Below are 25,304 nucleotides of genomic sequence, written 5' to 3'. Positions count from 1 at the left end.
TACAAAAGAGATATAATATATATGGCATCTCACAGTGAATCAATAATCAGGGAACCGTTAATTACGGGCAAGAACATCACCTATGCCCAGATAACTAATGAGGTTTTACTCCCTGTAGAAAATAAACCGAACAAAGCCTGGTGGATAGGTTTTGTTGTAGCCTCTTTGGGTGCTTTGCTTTGGGTAGTAAGCATCAGCCTTACCTTTTGGTATGGTTTGGGCGAGTGGGGCTTAAACAAAACTGTAGGCTGGGCGTGGGATATCACCGGTTTCGTATGGTGGGTAGGTATAGGCCACGCCGGTACGCTTATCTCGGCGGTGTTATTATTGTTCCGTCAAAACTGGCGTAACTCTATCAACCGTTCTGCCGAGGCGATGACCATCTTCGCGGTAATTTGCGCGGCTACATACATTGTAGCGCACATGGGCCGCCCCTGGTTAGCTTACTTTACATTACCACTGCCAAACCAGTATGTACTTTGGGTAAACTGGAACTCGGCACTGATGATGGACGTGTTCGCGATCTCAACTTACTTCTCGGTATCATTAGTGTTTTGGTACACCGGTTTATTGCCGGATATCGCAACCATTCGTGACCGTGCAGTACCGGGTCTTCGCCGCCGCATCTATTCAATATTATCATTCGGCTGGTCAGGTTCAGTAAAAACCTGGCAGCGTTTTGAAACCGTATCGCTTATTCTTGCAGGTATATCAACGCCACTGGTACTTTCGGTACACACCATCGTATCATTTGACTTTGCTACCTCGCTTGAACCGGGATGGCACACCACCATCTTCCCGCCATACTTCGTTGCGGGTGCGATCTTCTCAGGTTTCGCCATGGTACAAACCCTGTTGCTGGTTACCCGTAAGGTATTAGGTCTTGAAAACTACATTACGATGTTCCACATCGAATCAATGAACAAGATCATCACCCTTACAGGTTCAATAGTAGGTGTGGCTTATTTAACCGAATTCTTCATTGCGTGGTACTCAGGTGTTGAGTATGAGCAATACGCATTCATCAACCGTGCAACCGGCCCGTACTGGTGGGCATACTGGAGCATGATGTCATGTAACGTGATCTCTCCGCAGTTGTTCTGGTTCAAAAAGCTACGTACAAGCATTCCATTCTCATGGGCGCTGTCAATCGTGGTGAACATCGGTATGTGGTTTGAGCGTTTCGTAATTATTGTTACCTCATTACACCGCGATTATATCCCTTCAAGCTGGGTAATGTTCTATCCAAGCTGGGTTGACGTGGGTGTGTTCATCGGTTCTATCGGTTTGTTCTTCACCATGTTCCTGTTGTTCATCCGCTTCCTGCCTTCAGTGGCAATGGCCGAGGTGAAACTGTTGCTGAAATCATCAAGCGAGCAGGCTAAAAAGAAATTGATAGATCACGGCCATCTTGACGCTGAGCAAGTGGCAGATTATAAAGACGCGTTAAAAAAGTATGACAGTGTTGACCTGGCAGACTACGAAACTATAAAATAATGAGCAGCACAAAATTTATATTAGGCCATTTTGACGATCCGGATGATATGATGCACGGGATCGAAAAGCTACAAAAAAACAGCATACCTATTTATGATGTGTATTCGCCAATGCCTATACACGGTATCGAAGCCAAATTAGGTATCAAAGATTCACGTTTAGGTTACGCGGCATTTTGCTTTGGTTGCCTTGGTGCATCAGTAATATTCAGCATTGTTTATTATACCCTGGTGCATGATTGGCCGATGAACATCGGCGGTAAGCCAAACTTCCCGATGCCGGTGTTTGTACCGTTCACTTTCGAGTGGACCATCCTTTGGACCGCATTTGGTATGGTGTTTACCTTTTTTGCTGCTACGCACCTGTTTCCGGGCCGTGCCCCGCGTGTAATGGACCTGCGTGCAACTGACGACAGGTTTATTATAGCTGTTGACGCTAAAGGAAACATACCACACGAGGATATAACCAATTTGTTAAAAGAAGCTGGAGCTGTTGAAATAAAGCATAACGAAAGGAAGTATGTTAGCTATGAATAAAATAAAGATATTGGGCATTACAGCCTTCTCTATCGCTGCATCGATATTAGTTACATCATGCAAAGACAAGAGAAGTACAGGTTGGGAATACGCTCCCAATATGTACAGGCATATAGCGTACGACCCGGATCAGTCCAACCCTAACTTTGCTGATGGCAAAACCGCGCAGGTACCACCAAAGGGTACAATACCTGTAGGCTTTGTTCGCTTTGACTTTCCGAACACTAAAGGAGGTTATGACAGTGCCAGTGTAGTGGTAAAAAGCACGCTGCCTGCTACCAAAAAGAATTTTGAAGATGGTAAAGTACTATATGAGCACTTTTGCTCGCCATGCCATGGTGTAACAGGCCAGGGCGATGGTTTGGTGGTTTCGCATGGTTATCCTGCGCCGCCATCATACTCAAAAGGGCAGTCATCACGCGGTGGTGCCATGAAAGAACTTACCGATGGTAAAATTTATCATACAATCACTTACGGTGTAAACGCAATGGGTTCTTATGCTTCGCAACTGTCGCCGCAGGAGCGTTGGAAAGTAGTTGCCTATGTTCACCATTTACAAACTTTATAATACTTAATATTAATGGGTACTCATACAAGTATTGACGAACGATACGAATTTTCAGGTAAAATAAAAACCTGGAGTTTAATAGCCATAGTTATTGGCGTGGTGGGAGTTGCCTACGGTTTTTTGGCCGGTGGCGATTCAATACAACGCACGTTCAGTAACTTATTGCTTATGAGCTATTACTTTGCGTGTGTATGTACAGCCGCTGTATTCTTTTTAGCTTACCAATATGTGGCACAGGCCGGTTGGTCAGCCTCAATACTGCGTGTACCACAGGCTATGGCAAAAGTATTACCGGTTGCGGCTGTGATATTGATCATTGTTGCCGCTGCAGGTTTGTTCACTACCCATACCGTAGTGAATGAGGAAGGCCATGAAGAAGTGATGCCTTACCTTTACGGCCACTGGGCGGCACACGGTTTAACCGATGTTACCAGTGAGCACTACGATGCTACCATCGCGGGTAAATCAGCATTTCTTAATGTGCCTGTTTTCTTTATCGTGATTGTTGGTTTAACCTTCCTTTACTCACTGTTTGGCCACTTGCTGGTTAAGTACTCAACCAATGAGGATGAACTGGGCGGTATGTTCAACTACAACAAGAGCTTTAAAATGTCATGTATATTTTTGGTGATCTTCGGTTTTACCTTCCCGATATTCGCTTTCGATACTGTCATGTCATTAGAGGCGCACTGGTTCTCAACCATGTTTGGCTGGTATAACCTTGCTGCCATGCACGTTAGCGGTTTAGCCGTTATTACCCTGATAGTACTGTACCTGCGCAACAAAGGTTACATGCAATGGGTTACTGAAAACCACCTGCATGATCTTGGTAAACTGATGTTCGCCTTCTCTATCTTCTGGACGTATGTTTGGTTCTCACAGTTCTTCCTGATCTGGTACGCCAACATGCCTGAAGAAACCGTATATTTTTACAAACGCTGGGAGCCTGAGTACAAATGGTGGTTTTGGTTAAACATTGTATTGAACTTTCTGTCGCCATTATTATTATTAATGTCACGTGATGCTAAGCGTTTGGCAGGCAGGTTAAAAATTACCGCCATCGTTATCCTGATCGGTCACTGGCTTGATTTTTACCTGATGATTATGCCGGGTACTATACACCATGAGCCGGGCCACGAAGTTCATATCTTTGATATGTACGGCATCCAGGAACTGTTTATAGCTATAGGCTTTATCGGTTTGCTTACTTTCTTCACATTCAATTCGTTAAGCAAGTTCAAATCAATGATCCCTAAAAAACATCCATTCCTTGAGGAGAGCTTACATCACCACATATAAATATTGTTAACTTTGCACTCAAAATACAGAATACCAAACAAAGCAGTAAAATGGCATTCAAAAAACTTATAAATTCTAAAAAACTACTTTCGCTATTTGCGATGCTGACCCTTTTTGGCACCCAGGTGCTTATGGCACAGGTTGAATCAACAACCAAAGCCGCAGAGGGGGCTCCAGCCGCTGCTGCCAACGCTGCCGATAAGCCAAGCGTATGGGCAGGCCCGTTCTATTATATTCTGCTATTTTTAGTAGTATGTTTTGCGGTTGCCATTGTTGGTAAAATCCTGCGCGTGTACGATCTTACAAAGCAGATACAAGGCAAAAAACCAATGAACTGGAACAACATCACAGGCATCCTGTTCCTGCTGTTCCTGATACTTGGTTTATATGGTTCATACTGGTCATTCACCACACAAGGTGCCATGATATTGCCATCAGCAGCATCAGTACACGGTGAAAGTCTGGATACCATGTTCTTTATAACCTTTGGTATTACGGTTGTTGTGTTCATAATTACACAGGTGTTACTATTTGGCTTCCTGTTTCAGTATCGTGGATCTGATAAGCGTAAAGCAACCTACTATCCGCATAACAACACCATTGAGGCTGCGTGGACAATTGCCCCTGCTATAGTACTTACCGTGTTGGTGGTGTTTGGTTTTACTACGTGGAGAAAGATCACTAACCATGTTGATGCCGAAGGCGAAGCCGCTTCTATCGATATTGAGGTTGTTGGCCACCAGTTTGCCTGGGAGCTGCGTTACCCGGGTAAAGACCAAAAGTTAGGTGAAATGAACTATAAGCTGGTTAGCGGTACAAACAAGGTTGGTGTTAATTTTAAAGACAAACACTCAATGGACGATTTAGTTGCCGATACTTTAGTTGTTCCGGTTAACAAATCTATCCGCCTGAATATTCATGCCCAGGATGTTATCCATAGCGTTTATATGCCGCACTTCCGTGTTCAGTTGAATGCTGTACCGGGTTTGCCAACTTTCTTTAAGTTCACCCCAACGGTTACAACCCGCGAAATGAAGGCTAAAGAAGATAATGCTAAATTTGAGTACCTGCTTTATTGCAACAAAATTTGCGGTGGTGGCCACTACAACATGCAAAAGGTTGTACGTGTTGTTACCGAAGCCGAGTACCAAAAATGGCTTGCACAGCAAAAACCTTATCTGACAGATGCGTTGAAGAAAGAGTTACACTTTGCTGAAACAGAGCAAAAGGAAGAAAAGTCAGAAAACAGGTTAGCATTAAACAATTAATATAATAGAATTAGCGATTATGTCAACATTATCAGTTCAGGATCATCACGGAGTACACCACGACGAACACGGTCACGAACATCATCATGATACTTTCCTGACTAAATACGTATTTAGCCAGGATCACAAAATGATTGCCAAGCAATTCCTTATTACAGGTATTATAATGGCAGTATTTGCTATGCTATTGTCAATCCTATTCAGGATACAGTTAGCATATCCTGATAAAGCATTCCCTTTGATGGAAACTATTTTAGGCCGTTTCGCGCCTGAAGGCCGTATGGACCCTAACTTCTACCTGTCGTTAGTAACCATTCACGGTACCATCATGGTATTCTTTGTGTTAACAGCCGGTTTATCAGGTACTTTCAGTAACCTGCTTATTCCATTACAATTGGGTGCACGTGATATGGCTTCGCCTTTCATGAACATGCTTTCGTACTGGTTATTCTTTTTAGCAAGTTTGGTTATGATAGGTTCTTTCTTTGTTGAGAAAGGCCCTGCCGGTCCGGGATGGACCATCTATCCGCCGCTTTCAGCCTTGCCTAAAGCAATGCCGGGTTCGGATATGGGTATGACCTTGTGGCTGGTAAGTATGGTAATGTTCGTAGCATCGCAGTTAATGGGTGGTATAAACTATGTTAGTACCGTACTAAACATGCGTACAAAGGGTATGGATCTTTGGAAAATGCCTTTAACTATCTGGGCTTTCTTCCTTACCGCTATCCTGGGTGTATTAGCATTCCCGGTACTGGTTGCCGGTGTGGTGTTATTGATATTTGACCGCAGCGTTGGTACAAGTTTTTATTTGTCTGACATTGTATTGGGTGGTGTACCTCAGCCTTTCGAGGGTGGTAGCCCTATCCTGTTCCAGCACTTGTTCTGGTTCCTGGGTCACCCGGAGGTATATATCGTAATTATGCCTGCACTGGGTATCTCATCTGAAATTATTGCAACCAACTCACGTAAACCGATCTTCGGTTACCACGCGATGGTTTATTCACTGATAGGTATCACCGTACTTTCGTTCATCGTATGGGGTCACCACATGTTCGTTACGGGTATGAACCCGTTCCTGGGCGGTGTGTTCATGATCACTACGCTGATCATCGCGGTACCATCGGCAGTAAAAACATTTAACTACCTGGCTACCCTTTGGAGGGGTAATATACGCTTTACCCCGGCCATGATGTTCGCTGTTGGCCTGGTATCATTCTTTATCTCTGGTGGTTTAACAGGTATTTACCTGGGTAATGCCGCCCTGGATATCAACCTGCACGATACTTACTTCGTGGTTGCCCACTTCCACCTTGTAATGGGTTCGGCGGCTATATTTGGTATGCTTGCCGGTGTTTACCATTGGTTCCCTAAAATGTTCGGCCGTTTAATGGACGAAAAACTGGGTTACCTGCACTTCTGGATAACTTTCATCGGTGCTTACCTGGTATTCTTCCCGATGCACTTTATGGGTCTGGATGGTGTGCCACGCCGTTATTACGCTTTCACCGAGTTCGAGTCATTTGAGCGTTGGTTGTCAGTAAATACCTTTATTACCTGGGCGGCTATTATGGCGGCCGTTGCGCAGGTGGCATTCCTGTTCAACTTCTTTTACTCTATATTCTTCGGTAAAAAAACCACGCAGAACCCATGGGGTTCAAATACCCTGGAGTGGACTACGCCTATCGAGCGAATTCACGGCAACTGGCCTGGTGATATCCCAACGGTATACCGTTGGCCGTATGATTACAGCAAGCCTGGCCACGATGAGGACTTTATTCCTCAAACAGTACCTTACTCTGAAACTATGAGCTCAAACCTGCCGCACGATTTTGAAAATAATCCTGTAGGTATGGATGAGTACAATAAATGGACAAATACACAAAGATCTAACGAGGAAGTAAAATAAGCTTCCGCGCTTACTGATCTGATCTTTTTAGGGTATCTGTACCGGAATTATTCCCTGGCAGGTACCCTAAATTTTTAGGAATTATAATGAGTAACAACAAAGCAAAGAACAGATTTCAGACGATAACCCTTATCACTGTTATTTTGCTTTTTTTAACGATACTGGCCGGTGGTGTTGTACGCAGCACGGGCTCAGGCATGGGTTGCCCCGATTGGCCTAAGTGCTTTGGGGGCTACATTCCGCCTACTGATGTATCACAATTACCAAAGGATTATAAAGAGCAATACGTAAAAAAGCGTGAGTTAAAAAACCAGCGCTTTGCCAAAACGCTTGATCTTTTTGGATACAACGATATGGCCAAACGTATCCGTGAAGACCGGTCGATATTGCTGCCTGAAGAATTTAATGCCGCCAAAACGTGGACGGAATATATTAACCGTTTGGTAGGCGCCGTTTGTGGTATATTTTTATTGCTTAGCGCCATCTATTCATTTCAATACTGGCGCAGTAATAAACTTATCGTTATACTAAGTGTGTTGAATTTGTTTTTGGTGGTTTACCAGGCGTGGCTTGGCTCCATAGTGGTATCAACCAATTTGGTTGCATGGATAGTTACGGTACATATGTTATTGGCCATCGCTATACTGGCTATCAGCATAACCACCTACCACATGGCTAAAACTTTAGGCAGGCCGCGTATTCACAAAAAGGGTATTATTTATGTAATAACAGTGATCGCTTTAGTGCTTTCGCTGGTACAAATAACTATTGGTACCGAAGTGCGTGAAAAGATAGATTCCGTATCCGACCATCTTTTGGGCGGCTACCGCGAAACATGGGTGGAGAATGCCGGTGAAATATTTCATAACCATCGCAACCTGGCCCTGTTGGTGCTGATTGTGAATATATTGCTTTACGCTTTATTGCGCCGTAACTTTAGCCGCCATTCTATTCAGCAGCAGTTTATGAGTTTTACGTTTTTAATGATCATGCTACAAATAGTTACCGGTGTGGTATTATCATATTGGGCATTACCGCCTTTTGCACAAGCTTCGCATATTTTGTTGGCGAGCCTTGTATTTGGCGCGCAATTCTATTTGTTTTTGAACTTATACCGTTCAGTTGAGATACAGGGAGGGAGAGTATGAAAGCTGGCGATTTTTCAAAACTAATTAAACTTAGGCTTACCTTTTTGGTAACGTTCTCGGCATCTATATCATTCCTTATCGGCAGTAAGGTAAACGGAGTTATTGAGTGGAAAAACTGGATGATGCTGATCATCGGCGGCTTCCTGGTAACCTCAGCAGCCAACGGGTTTAATGAGATCATTGAAAAGGATTTGGATAAACTGATGAAACGTACAGCCGACAGGCCGATTCCCGCCGGACGTATGACAACTGGGCAAGCCCTTGTGTTAAGCCTTTTTATGGGTATTTTTGGTACTTACCTGTTAGGCAGCCTTAACCCAACGGCTGGTTTCCTTTCGGTATTCTCTATACTGCTGTATGCCTTCGCTTATACGCCGTTAAAACGTAAATCGCCTATAGCGGTGTTTGTAGGGGCTATACCGGGTGCATTGCCGCCGCTTATTGGTTATGTGGCCGCGCACCCAAAAATTGATGAGATAGCGCTGGTATTATTCGCGGTGCAGTTTGTATGGCAGTTTCCGCACTTTTGGGCTATTGCCTGGGTGTTGGATGATGATTATAAACTGGCTGGTTTCCGTTTGCTGCCCTCGGGTAACCGGGATATGGTAAGCGCGGTTTTCGCATTTGTTTCAACCATAATTATGCTGCCGGTAAGCCTGTTGCCAACTTATTATGGCTATGGGGGAATTTATGTGGGCATAGTATCGTTACTGTTAAGTTTGGTATTTTTGTACCAGGGTTTTATGCTGATACGCAACCGGAATATCAAATCGGCCAAGAGCCTGATGTACGGTTCGTTTTTATACCTGCCGGTGGTGCAGTTAATGTTTTTGTTTGATTTTATAGGAAAAGTGTAAAAGATGATGGCTCAAATACAACAAAAGGATAGAGTAGATTACATGCCAAAAAAATTTGTGATGTGGCTGATCGTGTTCGCCTCGTTCATGATTTTCGCCGCGCTTACAAGTGGTTTCATTGTGTATGTTGGAGGAAAGGGCAAAGGGCTTAGTATTACTATTCCGCCTATATTTTTATATAGTACTATAACCATAGCGTTAAGCAGTTTAAGCATGTTTTTGGCATCAAAGGCGGCTAAACAGCTAAAGTTTACCATGCAGCGGTTGTTTTTATGGATCACCATTGGCTTGGGTATCGCGTTTTTCGTGCTGCAGGTTAACGGCTGGAGCCAGTTGGTTGATATGGGTGTTTATTTTGTAAACCCAAATGCAAGCCAATCGTTTATATACGTGTTTACCGGTATGCACTTATTGCACATAGTGGCCGGGTTGTTGTTGCTACTAAATTCGCTGGTAGGGAGCTACCGCAATATACCACAGGTAAAACGTATTTTTTGGATGGAAATGTCGGCTATATTTTGGCATTTTGTCGATATTATATGGATTTATCTGTATGTTTTTTTACTTTTGAACCAGAAATAATTAATTCTACAAACGAGTACAAATGAGTACAACAGTATCACAAATTGATCAAGTTAAGACTACGCCGTGGGCCGGAGGTCGTGAACCTTTTTCGGTAGAGTACGGTAAAATGATGATGTGGTTCTTCCTGTTATCGGATGCTTTCACTTTCTCATCATTATTAATAGCTTATGGTGCTTTGCGTTTCAGCGCGGATGCGTGGCCATCAGCGGAGTTGATTTTTCAGTCAGTTCCGGGTATGATAGATCACGGTGCCCCGCTGGTTTTCGTAGGTATCATGACGTTCATACTCATTTTGAGCTCGGTTACCATGGTATTAGCTGTTGAGGCCGGCCATCGTAATGCTAAAAAGGAAGTAGCCGGATGGATGGTAGCTACCGTTATTGGTGGTTTCATGTTCCTGGGTTGCCAGGCTTTAGAATGGGCGCATTTGCACCATGAGGGTTTTTGGTGGGGTAGTATTCCGCATGAGTTGGACCACTTCTTTAAAGAAGGCATTGCTCCTTCAGCAACCTATACGCAGCAGTTTGCTAACCTGTTCTTTACCATTACCGGTTTCCACGGTTTCCACGTATTCAGCGGTGTAATTATTAATATCGTTATCCTGATCAATGTACTGGCAGGCACTTACCAGCGCCGTGGCAGCTACCTGATGGTTGAAAAGGTCGGTTTATACTGGCACTTTGTAGATCTGGTTTGGGTATTCGTATTTACCTTCTTCTATTTAGTTTGATTATTTCATTGATAAATAAATAAGAAATTTATGTCACAACATACAGACGCTCATGTACATGATGAGCATGGCCATGAAGAACACAATGCAATGAGCCGCGGAAAGATAGTTCAGGTTTTTTTAATACTGCTTGGCATCACCGTTATAGAGTTCTTTATCGCTTTGTACCTTGTTCCAAAGGATATTATCAACATCACTGTTGCTAACCCAATCTATATCATACTTACACTGGCTAAAGCATTCTACATTGTAGCGTACTTTATGCACTTAAAGTTTGAAAAGGTAGGCCTGATCTACTCACTGGTAGTGCCTATATTGTTCATTATCGGTTTGATCCTTGTACTTACAAACGAAAGCCACCACTGGATCGATCTTATCAGATAATGCGTAATTCCGGCTTAGGAAAGAAACTGATAATCCTGGTACTCATACTTGCAGTACCGGGATTTTTATATTATTTACTTACCGTTGGCGGTAAAAACCGCTATAAAGGGCTCAACTACTTCGGCCCTAAAAAGCTTTCGGGTACGTTCCATAAGTTTCATGGCGAAAAGATACCCGATACTACTTACCATACACTCCCGCAGTTTAAACTTACCGATCAGGATGGCAAAGAAGTATCAACAAACGACTTTGATAAGAAAATATTTGTAGCCAGCTTTTTCTACACCGGTTGCCCTGATGTTTGCAAGAGTATAAATGATAACGTACGCAAGCTGGCGCTCAATTACCGTAAGAATGATATGGTTTACTTCCTGTCCATCTCGGTAGATCCGCAGCATGATACTCCCGGGATACTAAAGCAATATGCCGAAAAGTATAAGGATGTACCCGCGGGCAGGTGGCTGTTTTTAACAGGCGATACCGCTTCGGTATATAACCTTGCCCGTAACGGCTTTTTAGTGAACGCCCTGAAGGTGAACGACAAGGAATTTATCTTCAGCGATAAACTGGTACTGATAGATGCCGACAAGCACATCCGAGGGTATTACACTGCTACATCGGCACCCGAAGTAAATAAGCTGAATGATGAGATAAAAGTGCAGATAGCCGAAGAACTTCGTAAAATAAAAGCCCCCAATTGATTTTTTAACATGAGTGATAAGTTCATATTTCGTTTTGTAGCTGCCGTTTCGGTGTTTGTTTTATTGGTTGTGATCATTCTTAACCGTAAAATAATACCTGCCCCGGCCGAGCTGCCCTCATTTACCTACTTTTTACCGAAACTGAACGCCATATTTAATGGCACCTGTTCTGTATTGCTGCTTATATCGTTATACTTTATTAAGCAAGGTAATATCACTATGCACAAAAGGGTGAACATTGCGGCATTTTGCCTGTCGTCATTATTTCTCGTATCGTACATCCTGTTTCATTACCTGGCCCCTGAAACCAATTTTGGCGACATAAACGGCGACCACATCGTGTCCGAAGCGGAGAAGGCACAGGCAGGCGGCATACGTTATGTGTATTTTGTAATTTTAATTACGCATATTATACTTGCGGCAGGTGTGCTGCCGTTAATACTTTTGAGTTTTTACCGCGGGTTGCAAATGCAGGTTGAAAAACACCGCAAGCTGGTTAGGTGGACATTCCCGATATGGCTGTATGTTACCATTACCGGCGTTGTAGTTTACCTGATGATATCGCCATATTACCATTTTTAATTAACTTTGTTATATGAAGGCTTTTAAACTGTTTTTTGTGGCCATGGTTGCCGGTTTAATATTGCTTAGCAGCGATGTGGTGATGGCGCAATGCGCCATGTGTTCGGCCACTGTTGAGTCCAACGCGCAAAATGGTGGTAACGAAACAGCCGGCCTTAACAACGGTATACTTTACCTGCTGGCCATGCCTTACATAGCCGCTGCCATAGGTGGTTACGTTTGGTATAAAAAATATCGCCGTAAAGAGAATGTTGAGCTTAACATGCGTAACGAGAAGCTGCACCTTAACTAAAAAATCTGCCCTCTTGCAACAAGCGGTCAGCCCTTAATACTACCTATGATAAAAAAGGAAACGCTTGATTTTTTAAAAGAACTCGCCCAAAACAATAACCGCGACTGGTTTATGGCCAACAAGGCCCGGCACGATCAGGGCCGCGAAAATGTAATTGCATTTGCTGCCAGCCTGATTAAGGAGCTGGCCGGTATTGATCCTGGTGTTAATACGGATGCAGATCCTAAAAAATGTGTTTTAAGGATCTATCGCGATGTTCGTTTCAGCCCTGATAAAACCCCGTATAAAAAGAATTTCGGTATCACCATTCCACGTCAACACCCTAACGGCAGCCGTGGCTCTGAATATTATGTGCAGATAGAACCGGGCAATTCATTTATTGCAGGTGGATACTGGATGCCTGAGGCTAACCACCTAAAGGCCATAAGGCAGGAGATTGACTATAATGCCCATGAGCTGAAAGAAATAGTTGACGCACCGGAATTCATCAAACTGTTTGGCCACTTTCGCGACCAGGAGAAATTGAAAACCAACCCACGCGATTATGCTGCCGATAACGAGAATATTGAACTGTTAAAACTAAAAAGCTTTGTGGCCTGGCGCAAGCTTACCGATAGTGAGGTGATCAAAAAGGATATTGTAGCTAATGTAGCAGCGGTATGCAGCCATATCTACCCGCTTAACGTTTTCCTGAATAATGCAATCGTTTAAACTATGAAGATAAAGTACCTTTTCGCTTTTTTATTTGCAGCGCTGTTTATACAGTCGTGCGTTATTTTATCCCCTAAAAAACATAAGGCTATGCTGGCGCAGATCGACTCGTTAACTCAACGGTCTGAAACGCTGGAAGAAGAATTGTCACGCCTTAAAGGCGACTCAACCAGGCTTACCCGTGAGTTGGCCGAGCTGAATGGCAACTACAAAACCCTGAATAATAACTACACGGCAAGCTCAAGCAAGGTTAACCAACTATCAAGCGACTTACAGAAGCGCGAGGCAAGGTTAAAAGAGGTTGAGGAGATATTGCGTAAACGCGATGAAGCTACCAACGCGCTAAAGAATAAACTGCAAAAGGCGTTATTAGGCTTTCAACAAAGTGGTTTGAGCGTTGATATCCGTAACGGCAAAGTATATGTATCGCTCACTGATAAATTACTTTTCCCTTCGGGTAGTATAGTGATTGATGATAAGGGTAAACAGGCGCTTACACAATTAGCGGCGGTATTGAATAAAGAGGCCGACATCAATATATCTGTTGAAGGGCATACTGATAACAAGCGTATCAAAAACCTTGGCCAGATAAAAGATAACTGGGATTTAAGCGTACTCCGTGCTACATCGGTAAGCCGTTTTTTAACAGAGGAACAGCATATTGATCCGGCCCGCATAACGGCTACGGGTAAAGGCGAGTTTCAGCCGATTGACCCGGGTAACACTCCCGAAGCACTGGCTAAGAACAGGCGTATTGAAATTGTACTCAGCCCTAAGCTGGATGAGTTGTATAACCTGATATCTACAAAATAATATCAGGCTTTAAGCTATAAAAAAAGGGATCGTTAACCATAACGATCCCTTTTTTATATAGCGCGGCTTTGGTTTAAAATATAGCCGGTACGGTTTGCATCAGCGAACTGAAGGTTACCAATTTGTTTTCAAAACGTTGTTGTTGCTCGGCTTGAAATCCGTCGAGGTGATTAGTAAAATAAGCCTCTACATCTTCCAGTTTATCGGCGTGGTATTGTACGCAATAGGTAACCCCCTCGTTAGGCGAATCCATTACGTGTAATATGTTATGTTGTTTAAAGTGGCCGGCAGCCATAATAGCGGGCAATTGAGTTTGCTGCATCCAGGTAAGCCATTCGGTATGGCTGGCTTCTTCCACAATAACAGTTTCGTTGTAAATAATCATGGTACAAAAATATAAAAATATCAGGTGCCCTGGCTATCGCCGCGCAACACCCTGAAACGTTTGCGTGCCTCGTTAAGCCACAAACTGCCGGGGTAGTCGGTCACTATTTTTTGATAATAAGTTTTGGCCAGCTCCTTATTGTTCAGGTTATTCTCGTACAGGTCGCCCAGTATAAATACGGCATCATCAGCCCAAAGGCTCGTTGAATGGGTATTAGCAATAGTTTTAAGGTTTGCGCTTGCACCTGCGTAATCCTTTTTGGCGATCATAATTCGGGCCCTGGCCATCAGTATATCATCACCCAATGAATTGCCCGGATATTTTACATCAATGCTGTCCAGGGTGCGGATGGCCCTTTCAGGTTGGTTGGCAAACAGGTGCATATCCGCACGAGCATACATTTTAAGGGCAGCGCCGGTGCTATCATTCGCCAGGTAATCACTTATCAGTAGTTGCAGGTTAAGGGCATCATTGGCTATCAGCTTTGAGGTAGCTGCTTTCAGGATGCTTAGCTGCCCTTTGGCATAGTCCAGATCGCCGGTATAGTAGGCCAGTTTAGCATTACGCAATTTGGCTTCCTGCTCAGTTTCGCTATCGGTTTTGTCCTTCTCAACCTGGCTGTATAGCAATGTGGCTTCCCACGGTTTGCCGTTAAGCAGATATACATCACCCAGGTCAAGCTTGCAGGTAGCCAATGTTTGCGCGTTGATACCCGGTACGGCAATGGCCTGTTGTAACAGCCTTTGCGCCTCATTTAACTTGTGTAGCTTAAAAGCCTGCAGGTTAGCCAGCCTTTTCATAGCGAAAACGGTGGCCGGCGATTGCCCGAACTGCGTAAGCAGATCCTTATAATCCTGCTCTAAACTGGCCAGGTCGGCCGGGGTATAGCTGCCTGATGTTATCTTTTGACTTTTGGCATCGGTAAGCTCAATTTTAGCGGTAATAAACCATCGCTCATTCTGCCCTTTGGCAACTATATAGTCATATCCGCGTATGGCTTCGTCATAAGCCTTGTTTTCAACCAGTATGCGGCAAAGTTCAACAATGCTTTCGCCATCGGTATCGCCGCGGCGGTTAAGCGCAATGGCCTGGTTAATAGCCTGGTCATACTCCTTTTGCTGTAATAATACCCAGGTAAGCAAATCAATATAAGCGGCCTGGCCGGGGTCTTTCTGTATACGTTTAAACAGGGCGGCCTTTAATACATCATAATCTGCATCCTCAAATAATGCCGACAGGGTGTTCTTAGCCTGGCTGGTATACCCGGGGTTTTGCGGCAAAAAGTTCATGTACTCATCAATAAGCGCTGCTTTATCACGGTTATAACGGTACAGGGTAATCAGCTCATGGCTAAACGCGATGTTATTGTTAAGCAGCTTACGGCCCTGCCTAAATGTTTTTATGGCATATTCCATATTGCCGCTTTGGTATAGCTGCATCCCCAGCATTGATACCGCGCCGGGCTCGGCAGGCATCTTGCTTATCATGTCATTATAAATGCCGTTAGCTTTATCGGTATCGCCTTTTTGGGTATATATTACAGCCAGCTTTAAAGGATAGTCGCTTTCGTCGGGATATTTTTTGAGCATCTTTTTAGTGATGTTCTCCGCCTCGTCAAATATTTTCAGGGCGATAAGATTGTTCACATAAAAAGGGTAGTAAGCTTCGTTCTCCTGTTTATAAAGTTTCTGATAGATCTCTGACGCTTTTTGCAATTCGCCATTGGCGCTGTATTGCTGGGCAAGCTTAAGCTCGTTATTTTGGGCGTAAAGCGGGCCGCTGCAAAGCATAGCCAGGGCAATATATATAAGGGTGCGCAGCTTATCCATCCTTTCAAAAATACCGTTTTCCATCATTAAACGCAGCGCCACGTCAATTTATGTTTGCGCGGGTAAAATTGTGGTGACATTTTAAAGAGATAAGTATAAAATACATTAATTTAACATTTTATAACGTGGCTTGATGAGTGTAACGATGCGTTTTTGGCGCTTAATATTTTGTGTGCTGATGCTTGCCGGAGTGGTTTCATGTCGTGAAAAAACACCGGAGAGAATCCCTATTCTCGATTTTTTTAAAACGCCCGAAAAGTCATTCTTCCGTATATCGCCTGATGGCCAATACATATCCTATTTAAAATCATACAAGGGTAAGCAAAACCTGTTCGTTCAATCACTGGCTGACGGCAAGGGCCGCATGGTTACCGAGTTTAAAGACAGCCCTGTTACTGATTATTTCTGGACGTTTAATAACCAGATAATTTATAGCATTGATATGGTAGCCAGCGACAGCCTCAAAATGTTCGCGCTGGATGTAAATACGTTTAAAACAAGGGCGCTTTTTTCGGGATACAAAGTAAAATTCAGGTTGCTTAGCCGCAGCAGGATCGACCATAATATACTTACCGTTAGCTTGAACAAACGCGACGAAGGGATATTTGATGTATATCATCTCAATATACGCACCGGCGCGCTCGAGCTTTATATTACCAACCCTGGTGATATTACCGACTGGATAACTGATGTTGACGGTCGCATACTGCTGGCTCGCGCGTCTGACGGGGTGAACACAACCATACTATACCGCCCGAATGAACAAACGCCGTTTAAGCCGGTGATAGTAAGTAATTTCAGGGATGCGATAAGGCCAATAGCTTTTACAGGCAACGGTAAAAATTTTTATGCCCTGTCAAACCTGTTTCAGGATAAGATGGCGCTGGTGAAGATCAATGCCGAAACCGGGAAGCAGATAGAGGTGGTTTATAAAGAGGATCGCGCGGATATTATGTATGTGGAGTATTTTAAGGAGAAGCACCGCATGGATTTTGCCGCCTGGGAAGAATCAAAACCGCAGAAGCATTTTTTTAACGACACCGTAAAAGCCCTTTACGATAAGATAAGCGTTAACTTTAAAGGTAATGAAACCCGCATTGTTGACCGTGACAGTGCCGAGAAAAAATTTATAGTTTACACCTACTCTGACCGTGACCCGGGATCGTACTATTTGTATGACAACGCCACTGCTAAGCTTACCCGCATTGGTGAAATGAATTCGACCATTGAGCCTGCGCAACTGTCGGACATGAAGCCGATAAGCTATAAGGCCAGCGATGGTTTGGTTATCAATGGTTACCTAACCCTACCGCAGGGCAGCAATGGTAAGAATTTGCCTGTGGTGGTAATGCCGCATGGCGGCCCATGGGCGCGCAGTACCTGGGGTTATAACTCCGAGGTGCAGTTTTTGGCAAATCGTGGTTATGCCGTACTGCAAATGAACTTTCGTGGTTCAGCAGGGTATGGTAAAGCTTTTCGCAACGCCGGTTTTAAGCAGGTAGGCGGTAAAATACAGCAGGATATTACCGACGGCGTGAATTGGCTGATAGAACAAAAAATAGCCGATCCTAAACGTATTGCCATATATGGCAGCGGTTTTGGCGGTTTTTCGGCACTGTATGGTGTTTCCTTCCATCCGGATATGTACCGCTGCGCCATAGTGCAAAACGGGTTGATCAACTTTTTTACTTTTATAAAGGATGCCCCGCCGTTTTTTAAGCCGTACTTAAAAATGACTTACGAAATGGTGGGCAACCCCGAAACCGATGCTGAACACCTGCGGGCAATATCGCCTGTTTTTCATGCTGATAAAATTAAGGTACCTTTAATGATATTGCAGGGTGGTAAAGATATCCGGTCAAACATTACCGAACTTAACCAGTTTGTACTTGAATTACGTAAAAAGAAGGTGCCGGTGAATTATATCCTTAAAAACGATGAGCGCTCTTTTTTCCGTAACGAGTCTAACCGTATTTTGATGTATACCGAAATGGAAAAATTCCTCGAAGCCAATTTATCCGGTAAAAACTAAACCATACTATGGTTAAGGCACAACGCAACCTGTACCGCAAAAATTTTTCGCTCATCATTATCTTCATGATACTGATCACCATTTTGCTGGTTATAGCGTTTATAACCGCCTATAACCTCACGGGCAAGTATGTAGAGAATGAGTTCGCCTCCAAAAAAATAGATGTGCTGGAGCAAACCATATCGCCCTACAATGATTTTTTTCAGAATAAGATACCCGAGGTTACCTCGTATCAGGGCTTTTTAGATTCATCTTCGGCAGCCACCTATGCTTCATCGGTATTTACCAACTATGCCTTTGTACGCCGCGTTATTTTTTATGATATACGCATAGGTAAAAGGCCCGCCCGCCGTAACAGGTTGGGCATATTTGTACAATCGGTTTATGAATTTACGCCCAACTGGCCAACGGTAAACAGTGTTGAGCGCTACAGTCCATCAAACGAGGCCGATTTCAGGGCAATGGCAGGCCGGCTGAACGAGTTTATTAACCGGGCCGATACGTTGACCGTACCATCGCAAAATGAAGTATTCCGCACGTTTTATGACGTTAAGCCCGATAAGATCTCCTACCTTAACGTACCCCGAAGGCAGGATATTAAAATGTATAAGGAAATGCAAAAGAGTAGTCAGCAACTATTCTTTAAGCAAAACATGATGACCTTTTTGCTTGATCCGCGCTATATCAGGGTAAAAAACCCGCACCGCGAGCTTTATCAAAAAATAACGGTTGAACCCGTGGTGTATGATCCATTGTATATTGAGCAAAGTAAGATCATTACAGAGGTGGCGCTGCCGGGGGCATTTTCAAACTATAAGCTCTATTTCGTGTCAGACAGGGGGCATCTCACCAATGAGATCAATCGCCGCTTTATGCCTATCGGGGGTATAGCGCTGCTTATTTATTTCTTTTTGTTGCTTACGGCCTGGCTTATATACCGTAACCTTAACGTGAACCTCAAGCTGTTTAAGCTGCAGTACGATTTTATAAACAATTTTACACACGAGTTTAAAACGCCTGTAAGCGTAATTAAAATAGCCGGATCGAACCTGCGGGGCGAGAACCCCATGAGTGAGCGGCAGCTAAAACATTATGGCCGGATACTGGATGAAGAAGCCGATAAGCTAAACGAACTGATGAACAGGCTGCTGTCATTCACGCAACTTGAAAACCGCTCAATCGCCACCAAAAAAGAGGGTATTGATATTGAAAGCTTTATAAAGCGTTATATTGAAACCTTCAGCATAAAATATCATGATTTTCAGATAAGCTTGGATATTGAGGAAGGGGTGAACTATTTTCAGGCCGACCCCGTGATGCTGGGCAGTGTTTTTCAGAATTTGATGGAGAACGCGTACAAATATTCGCATCCGCAAAAAAAGGTACTGGATATTAAAATATGGCGCGAAAAAAAGAATATACACTTTTCATTCGCCGATCAGGGTATAGGTGTACCCAAAACGGAATTAAGTAATATATTTAAGAAATTTTACCGCCTCGAGAACCAATATAACCAAAACGGCAGCGTTGGCCTCGGCTTGGCTTTTTGTAAAGAACTGGTTAATTTTATGGATGGCGACATCCTCATTAAAAGCAAAGTAAACCAAGGGTCGGAATTTATTGTTATACTCCCATATCAAACATAATAAATGAGTAAGGAAATTAAAATAGCACTGATAGAGGATGATGAAAACCTGCGTTTCCTGGTTGCTGAGCGCCTCGAGTCAGAAGGATATAAAGTGCTGGAAGCAGGTAACGGCGAGGATGCCGAGCAACTGATAATTGATGAGCAGCCCGATATTGTATTGCTGGACTGGATGCTGCCAGGCAAACAGGGATCAGACGTGTGCAGCAGCATACGCGAAAAGGGTTTTGATAAGCTGGTGATCATGATGACGGCCAAGGCACAGGATGTAGATAAGATAGAGGCCTACAACTTTGGCGTATCCGATTATATTACCAAGCCATTTAATATGGACGTGCTGATAGCGATGATCGATAACAAAATCAAATTCTCGCTAAACAGTGATAAGGCCGAATCATACCGCTTTGCAGGGATGGAGCATCACCCCAATACGCACCTGCTGATAAAGGATGGCCGCAAGGTGGAGCTGACCATTTTAGAGAACCGTATATTGCTTTACTTCCTGAAAAATAAGAACAAGGTAATAAACCGGGAGGAGCTGATGATGGAAGTGTGGGGCTACAATGCCGATGTTAATACACGTACGCTGGATATGCATATTGTACGCCTGCGTAAAAAAATAGAGGATAATCCTGATTCGCCGCAGTTTTTACAAACGGTAAGGGGCATAGGCTACAAATTCTCACACGACTAAAAAAATAAAGGCCCGGCGATGAACATCGCCGGGCCTTAAACTTAACATATATAGCTGGATGGTTAGTAGCTCTTAATACTCCCAAAGGGTCAGCTCCCAATCCATAAGCGACTTTTTAATTCGCTCGGATTCGTAAAGCCTGTCAATACCCTGGGCATAATCTTTAATACGCTCGTCCTTATCGTTTGATACCTTAACAATATAACTGCTGAAAAGCCTTTTCAAAAAAACATCATCAAAGCTTAAACCCGTTGCATCATTATTACGGCTAACGGCTTCTTTTGTTGCCAAAACCTGGCGCGCTTCAGGGAAATATACCCAAAATGCCGGTTGGTAATCCATATCCAAACCTTCAACCTGGAATTTGATCAGCGGGGCTATACCAATAATGCGCGGCTCAAATACCGAGCGTTGTTTATCAAACACCCAATCCTCCTTAATACGGAATTTAACCACGCTATCAGGATTAAATTCACCTGCCTGTATCTTTGAGCCTATTTTGTTGCCATCGGCGTCAAACTGGTCAACCACGGCACTATCAGCCATACGGGCTTTAGCCTGTCCGCCGGTTAGCGGAGTTGAAAAGGCATCGCCGCTTGGGTCGTTCTTAGCAGGGTTTGGTGATGGATCATAGGCAGTAAGTTCACCTGCATCAATAGCGGCCATCAATACATCTATCAGCCTTGATTTTGGCGAAGCCAGGTACTGGTTCATCTTTTCGCGCACATCAATCTCGCGCCATACACGTTTGGCAAATATCACATCGGCCTGGCGTAAAGCAGGGTAGGGTGTTACCTTACCCGCCTCAAAGCTCGATTTGGTGTAATAGCCATCCAGGGGGCGTTCATAACCTTGTGCAAGGCTGTCAGCAGTATGCGCGGCATTGGCACCGGTAGTAGTGTTACCTGCCGGAGGCGTAGTTTGCGCGAACGAAGCCGTGCAAGCCAAACCCAATGCTATGATCAACAATCTCTTCATTCTCTCTGTCTGTTAATTCGCAGATATTACAATATCATCCAAACCGCGTTGTGAACCATCAGGGCCAACGGCAATGATATCGGTAAATATAACCTTTGTTCCCGGAGTTACCGTATTCAGGGCAGCACGCATCTGCGGGCTAACGCTGCCACCGGTTGAGGTAACCTTTATTACATCCTGGCGTGGCTTGGCCAGCAGCAGGCTGAAACGGGTAACATTAAACTTGGCATCAAATTCAAAGTTCTCTAAACGGGCAAACAGCCTGTCCTGTCCGCGGATGTTAGCCGCGCTGGTGCTGCCACCGCTTTTACCGGCAAACATGGCCTTAGGGTCAGGTATACGTTTTACACGGAATTCGGTTACACCTAAAACCTGTGTTTTACCCGGTGCAACTTCGCCGGATACGGTAACTTTTGCCGTACCTATTGAGCTTACATTGGCTGTGTATTTACCGCCGCTACCTTTTACCGAGCCGCCTGTCATGCTCACACGCAGTTTTTCGAGCGGTACACCCGGTGCTGATACCGAGATAGGGTTAGGTACACCAATGTATAATACGTTCATTTTATCAGGCGATACTACTGCCGATGGTTTGGCTACCTGGTACTCCTGCATTGGCAACTGGTAGGTTTTTACCTGCCCGTCGGTACCAACTACTTTAATGGTACCTGAATATTTAAAGAAACCTTCTTTGCTGGTATTTACCGTGTATTTACCACGACCTTCAGATACTTGTACATTTGAGCCGTTAACAGTAATGGTTGGGTTGCTTTTTGAATCATACGCAGTAAGAAAGATTTCGGCAGTGTATGGCTGACCTGCTACTACATAGCTTGAAGGCGCAACGGCAACCGCTGCGAATTTGTCAAGATTTACTACTGCCTGATCTACCTTGCCTAATAGTTTTTTTACAACTTCGTTCTCGGCGTTTTTAGCATCTGCCTGAATTTTAGCTAAAGTGGTTAATGATGCGCCTAACGGAATACCATCACCAAAATAAGCCTCGCCCCAATCTTTTTGTTTATTGCCTGATTTTGTTTTTGGCGCGCTTGCATCTAATGCGAAGTTGATACCCTGGCGATCTTTTTCATCCAGTAAAGCCAAAAGCTTGGCACGGGTTTCTTCAACCTTTTTTTGCAGCCCCTCGGCATTTTTTTCATTGATCATGATGCGGGGCGAAATGTCAAGGTTATCGCGGGCGTCAACGTCGCCTGTTTCCTTATTAATGCCACCACCGGCTTCAATCAGTTTAGCTTTTAAGGCCCCAACATATTTATTCAGTTCATCGGCTATTTTACTGGCTTGCTTAGCCTTGTCATACACCGGTTTAGCGCGCTCCGGCTGCTCTTTTAATTTGGTTTGTTCAAATGCGCTGTAGGTGTTGCCAATACTGGTGGTAACATTCTCGCGCGAGTGATCTAAGCTGTCGGTTATATTTTTAAAGGCATCCAGTAAACTGTCGGGCACGTTCAGGGCAATAAGTCCCAAAAGTACCAGGTACAGAATGCCTATCATTCGTTGTCTGGGGGTTTGTTTGCCTCCGGCCATGTGTTTGTTTCGTTATATTGGGTTGATGTTGAACTCTGTTACTTACTCAAATTAAACGCGTGGCTGGCTCATGGCGGTAAGCATATTACCGTATACCGCGTTAAGCGATGCCAGGTTTTTAGCTAAGCGGCCCACTTCTTCCTTAAAGTTCTTTGAATCGTCAATAGACTCATTGAAGTTTTGCATGGTAAGCGACAGGTTGTGATAAAACGTGTTCATTGATTTTAAATGAGCAGTTGAATCCTGTAGCTCCAGCTCGTAAACGGCGTTTAATGCACCCAGGTTTTTGGCCAGGTTGTTTACCTGATCGTGGTATGCTTTTGAGTCGATATTAGAGTTAGCCATCTCAGCCAGGTTGGCCGATGCTTTTTCAAACGATGCGCTAAGCTTATCGTAGCTGGCGGTAGCTGTTTTTAATTTGGTAATATACTCGTTGGTGGCGGTACCAGCATCACCTACGGTTGATATGGCTGCAACCTTATCGCCAAATGTTCTCAGGTTATCACCCAGGCTGCCTATCAGTTCAGGGCCTATCTTGGCATCGCTTAGCATTTTATCAAGCGCGGCGGTGTTTGAAAAGCCTGTAGGGGCCGGAGCGGCAACGCGTGCCGTAGCAACAGGCAGGTCGCCTTTAAAATCCTCATTAAGTTCGGGGTAGGCGCGTGTCCAGTCAACCTCCTGCGTGTCACGCTGAAGGCCAAGTATCAGGAATAATACGGCCTCGGTACCCAAACCCAGCGTAATAAATGTACTGGCATATGGCCAGTGCTGAATTTTAAATAACAAGCCTATAATTACAACGGTTGCACCAATTGAAATGATGTTATCAATGCCGAATGGTTTTTTCTTCAGAGCCATAAGTTGATGTTAGTGTGAGGGTTTTTATTATTTTTATCAAAATACAATACAATGCAACAATGATAAGGTTGGCTTTAAGTTAAATTATCGCTTGTCGCGTATGTCGCGGCCAACAAAGTGGCTTACACAACGAAAACCGATGTACGATTTTGCAGTATCCTGGTACTCGTAACTGCGGGTTGAGTTTTGCAGGAAGTAACCCACATCTTTCCATGATCCGCCGCGAACTACTTTACGTTTCAGCACTTCAGGGTCAGAGGCCTTAGCTTCATAATTAAAGGTTGGGGCCATATCATGCACAAAGGTTGAGGCCGATGGATCATAAGCTGATGCTGTCCACTCGGCTACGTTACCGGCCATATTGTATAGTCCGTAATCATTCGGAAAATAGGAACGCACGTTAACGGTATATGCACCGCCATCATCAGTATAATTACCGCGGCCGGGCTTAAAGTTAGCCATTAAACAGCCTTTGGCATTTTTAACATAGGGGCCACCCCATGGGTAATCAGTACCTATACGGCCGCCGCGTGCGGCATATTCAAACTCAGCTTCGGTAGGCAGGCTGTATGGCAGGCGGTGCGGTAAACGGCGCGAATCTTTATAAGCATCGTTATAACGGGTGCGCCATACGGTAAATGCACGGGCCTGGCGCCAGGTAACACCCACTACAGGGTAGTTACGGAAAGCCGGGTGCGAAAAATAACCCTCAACCATCGGCTCGTTTGCAGCGTACGAAAAATCACTCAGCCACACCAGCGTATCCGGGTAAACATTCACCGTATCGCGAAAGATGAAATCAGAGCGTTTGGCATTTTTATCATTTTTATGGTTGGCGGCATCGCGCAGTACCATAATAGAGTAGTTGTATTTTAACAGGCGTACATCAACCTCATTGCGGTCAAAAACGCGGTCGTCACCCTGGTAGTACATGCCATCAAGCTTAGCGGCATTGCCAGCATTGTTACCCCTGAAATTCCAGATAGGGTTCTTTTTTACGTAATCCCAATTAATGAATTTACGGCCGCCGGCATTGGCGTTTGCATTAGCGTTGCCACCGCGGGGCTGTATGTAATACTTAGGGTCATTTAAATAGTTGGTGATGGCTATTGAATCGCGCACCCAGTTTACATACTGTTTATATTGTGTGTTTGAGATCTCGGTTTGATCCATAAAAAAAGGTGATACGGTCACCTGTTTTGTTTGGGATATCTGCGCGAAAGTAACATCCTGATCTGTTTGGCCCATCAAAAATGAGCCTCCCGGAATGTACACCATATTATAGGGTACCTCTGAGCGGAACGATCGTTGCGGCACACCGGTAAGCTCCCCTCTGTCGCTGCTTTTACAGGCAGTTAAAAGGGCTCCGGCTATAAGTAAAAAAGAGTATATTTTTCTCATGTGGTAATATCCTGTCTGTATCATACACTTTACAAACGCCCGAATATATAGTTTTAA

25 protein-coding genes are annotated in these 25,304 nt (G+C 44.2%); 19 read left to right on the top strand and 6 right to left on the bottom strand.

The window, feature by feature from the left end:
* Positions 1-21 precede the first annotated feature (21 nt).
* The 16 genes from nrfD to LJ707_RS17995 all read left to right on the top strand — a co-directional run bounded on the left by nrfD (position 22) and on the right by LJ707_RS17995 (position 13,877).
* Entirely contained in the window at positions 22-1,497 is a 1,476-nt protein-coding gene (gene nrfD / locus LJ707_RS18070; RefSeq protein WP_228953652.1) for an NrfD/PsrC family molybdoenzyme membrane anchor subunit, read from the top strand.
* Positions 1,497-2,033, top strand: a complete 537-nt coding sequence (locus LJ707_RS18065) for a DUF3341 domain-containing protein (protein WP_228953650.1) — start codon at positions 1,497-1,499, stop codon at positions 2,031-2,033. The genes nrfD and LJ707_RS18065 overlap by 1 nt, the downstream gene beginning before the upstream one ends.
* Positions 2,026-2,601 (top strand): cytochrome c, encoded by a 576-nt coding sequence (locus LJ707_RS18060; protein WP_370632422.1) that lies wholly within the window; start codon positions 2,026-2,028, stop codon positions 2,599-2,601. Before LJ707_RS18065 ends, LJ707_RS18060 begins: the two co-directional genes overlap by 8 nt.
* A gap of 12 nt (positions 2,602-2,613) precedes the next feature.
* Positions 2,614-3,900, top strand: coding sequence for a quinol:cytochrome C oxidoreductase (locus LJ707_RS18055; protein ID WP_228953645.1), 1,287 nt, complete (start codon positions 2,614-2,616; stop codon positions 3,898-3,900).
* Positions 3,901-3,950: 50 nt separating this feature from the next.
* Positions 3,951-5,168 (top strand): cytochrome c oxidase subunit II, encoded by a 1,218-nt coding sequence (locus LJ707_RS18050; protein WP_228953643.1) that lies wholly within the window; start codon positions 3,951-3,953, stop codon positions 5,166-5,168.
* A 19-nt stretch (positions 5,169-5,187) separates the two neighbouring features.
* The gene (locus LJ707_RS18045) at positions 5,188-7,074 is read left to right on the top strand and encodes a cbb3-type cytochrome c oxidase subunit I (protein ID WP_228953641.1); all 1,887 of its coding nucleotides are present in this window, start codon (positions 5,188-5,190) and stop codon (positions 7,072-7,074) included.
* 86 nt (positions 7,075-7,160) lie between these two features.
* Positions 7,161-8,222: a heme A synthase gene (locus LJ707_RS18040; protein WP_228953639.1), complete on the top strand. Its 1,062-nt coding sequence runs from the start codon at positions 7,161-7,163 to the stop codon at positions 8,220-8,222.
* The gene (cyoE, locus tag LJ707_RS18035) at positions 8,219-9,079 is read left to right on the top strand and encodes a heme o synthase (protein WP_228953637.1); all 861 of its coding nucleotides are present in this window, start codon (positions 8,219-8,221) and stop codon (positions 9,077-9,079) included. Before LJ707_RS18040 ends, cyoE begins: the two co-directional genes overlap by 4 nt.
* Positions 9,080-9,121: 42 nt before the next feature.
* On the top strand, positions 9,122-9,661 hold the full coding sequence (locus LJ707_RS18030) for a cytochrome c oxidase subunit 3 (RefSeq protein WP_228953635.1): 540 nt from the start codon (positions 9,122-9,124) through the stop codon (positions 9,659-9,661).
* Positions 9,662-9,683: 22 nt separating this feature from the next.
* A complete protein-coding gene (locus LJ707_RS18025) occupies positions 9,684-10,394 on the top strand; it encodes a cytochrome c oxidase subunit 3 (RefSeq protein ID WP_228953633.1) in 711 nt (236 codons plus the stop codon).
* A 30-nt stretch (positions 10,395-10,424) separates the two neighbouring features.
* Positions 10,425-10,778: a cytochrome C oxidase subunit IV family protein gene (locus LJ707_RS18020; RefSeq protein ID WP_228953631.1), complete on the top strand. Its 354-nt coding sequence runs from the start codon at positions 10,425-10,427 to the stop codon at positions 10,776-10,778.
* On the top strand, positions 10,778-11,479 hold the full coding sequence (locus tag LJ707_RS18015) for an SCO family protein (protein WP_228953629.1): 702 nt from the start codon (positions 10,778-10,780) through the stop codon (positions 11,477-11,479). The genes LJ707_RS18020 and LJ707_RS18015 overlap by 1 nt, the downstream gene beginning before the upstream one ends.
* Before the next feature lie 9 nt (positions 11,480-11,488).
* Positions 11,489-12,061 (top strand): DUF420 domain-containing protein, encoded by a 573-nt coding sequence (locus LJ707_RS18010; protein ID WP_228953625.1) that lies wholly within the window; start codon positions 11,489-11,491, stop codon positions 12,059-12,061.
* 13 nt (positions 12,062-12,074) lie between these two features.
* Complete coding sequence (locus LJ707_RS18005; RefSeq protein WP_228953623.1) at positions 12,075-12,353, top strand: hypothetical protein; 279 nt, start codon at positions 12,075-12,077, stop codon at positions 12,351-12,353.
* 45 nt (positions 12,354-12,398) lie between these two features.
* Complete coding sequence (locus tag LJ707_RS18000) at positions 12,399-13,064, top strand: DUF2461 domain-containing protein (protein WP_228953621.1); 666 nt, start codon at positions 12,399-12,401, stop codon at positions 13,062-13,064.
* 3 nt (positions 13,065-13,067) lie between these two features.
* Positions 13,068-13,877 (top strand): OmpA family protein, encoded by an 810-nt coding sequence (locus LJ707_RS17995; RefSeq protein WP_228953614.1) that lies wholly within the window; start codon positions 13,068-13,070, stop codon positions 13,875-13,877.
* 73 nt (positions 13,878-13,950) lie between these two features.
* Here the strand turns inward: LJ707_RS17995 and LJ707_RS17990 are convergent, their stop codons facing one another.
* Both LJ707_RS17990 and LJ707_RS17985 read right to left on the bottom strand, forming a co-directional pair.
* Positions 13,951-14,262, bottom strand: a complete 312-nt coding sequence (locus LJ707_RS17990; RefSeq protein WP_228953612.1) for a DUF4286 family protein — start codon at positions 14,260-14,262, stop codon at positions 13,951-13,953.
* A gap of 20 nt (positions 14,263-14,282) precedes the next feature.
* Positions 14,283-16,115 carry a tetratricopeptide repeat protein gene (locus LJ707_RS17985; protein ID WP_228953610.1) on the bottom strand — a complete coding sequence of 611 codons (1,833 nt, stop codon included), beginning with the start codon at positions 16,113-16,115 and terminating at the stop codon, positions 14,283-14,285.
* A 109-nt stretch (positions 16,116-16,224) separates the two neighbouring features.
* On the opposite strand from LJ707_RS17985, the gene LJ707_RS17980 reads away from it, so the two are divergent.
* The 3 genes from LJ707_RS17980 to LJ707_RS17970 are packed head-to-tail and all read left to right on the top strand — an operon-like array spanning position 16,225 to position 20,462.
* Positions 16,225-18,123: a S9 family peptidase gene (locus tag LJ707_RS17980; RefSeq protein ID WP_228953609.1), complete on the top strand. Its 1,899-nt coding sequence runs from the start codon at positions 16,225-16,227 to the stop codon at positions 18,121-18,123.
* Positions 18,124-18,131: 8 nt separating this feature from the next.
* Positions 18,132-19,769, top strand: a complete 1,638-nt coding sequence (locus LJ707_RS17975) for a sensor histidine kinase KdpD (RefSeq protein ID WP_228953608.1) — start codon at positions 18,132-18,134, stop codon at positions 19,767-19,769.
* 3 nt (positions 19,770-19,772) lie between these two features.
* Positions 19,773-20,462: a response regulator transcription factor gene (locus LJ707_RS17970; protein ID WP_228953607.1), complete on the top strand. Its 690-nt coding sequence runs from the start codon at positions 19,773-19,775 to the stop codon at positions 20,460-20,462.
* A 72-nt stretch (positions 20,463-20,534) separates the two neighbouring features.
* On the opposite strand, the gene gldN is transcribed toward LJ707_RS17970, so the two are convergent.
* The 4 genes from gldN to LJ707_RS17950 form a co-directional block, all read right to left on the bottom strand.
* Positions 20,535-21,440: a gliding motility protein GldN gene (gene gldN / locus LJ707_RS17965; RefSeq protein ID WP_228953606.1), complete on the bottom strand. Its 906-nt coding sequence runs from the start codon at positions 21,438-21,440 to the stop codon at positions 20,535-20,537.
* Between the two features lie 12 nt (positions 21,441-21,452).
* Entirely contained in the window at positions 21,453-22,988 is a 1,536-nt protein-coding gene (gldM, locus tag LJ707_RS17960) for a gliding motility protein GldM (RefSeq protein WP_228953604.1), read from the bottom strand.
* Between the two features lie 51 nt (positions 22,989-23,039).
* Complete coding sequence (gldL, locus tag LJ707_RS17955; RefSeq protein WP_228953602.1) at positions 23,040-23,846, bottom strand: gliding motility protein GldL; 807 nt, start codon at positions 23,844-23,846, stop codon at positions 23,040-23,042.
* Between the two features lie 84 nt (positions 23,847-23,930).
* Positions 23,931-25,247: an SUMF1/EgtB/PvdO family nonheme iron enzyme gene (locus tag LJ707_RS17950; RefSeq protein WP_228953599.1), complete on the bottom strand. Its 1,317-nt coding sequence runs from the start codon at positions 25,245-25,247 to the stop codon at positions 23,931-23,933.
* Between the last annotated feature and the right edge of the window lie 57 nt (positions 25,248-25,304).

The sequence above is a fragment of the Mucilaginibacter sp. UR6-1 genome, assembly GCF_020880975.1.
Classification (GTDB): Bacteria; Bacteroidota; Bacteroidia; order Sphingobacteriales; family Sphingobacteriaceae; genus Mucilaginibacter.
Note: the sequence above shows the minus strand (reverse complement) of the source record. Positions and strands in the feature narration are given on the sequence as shown.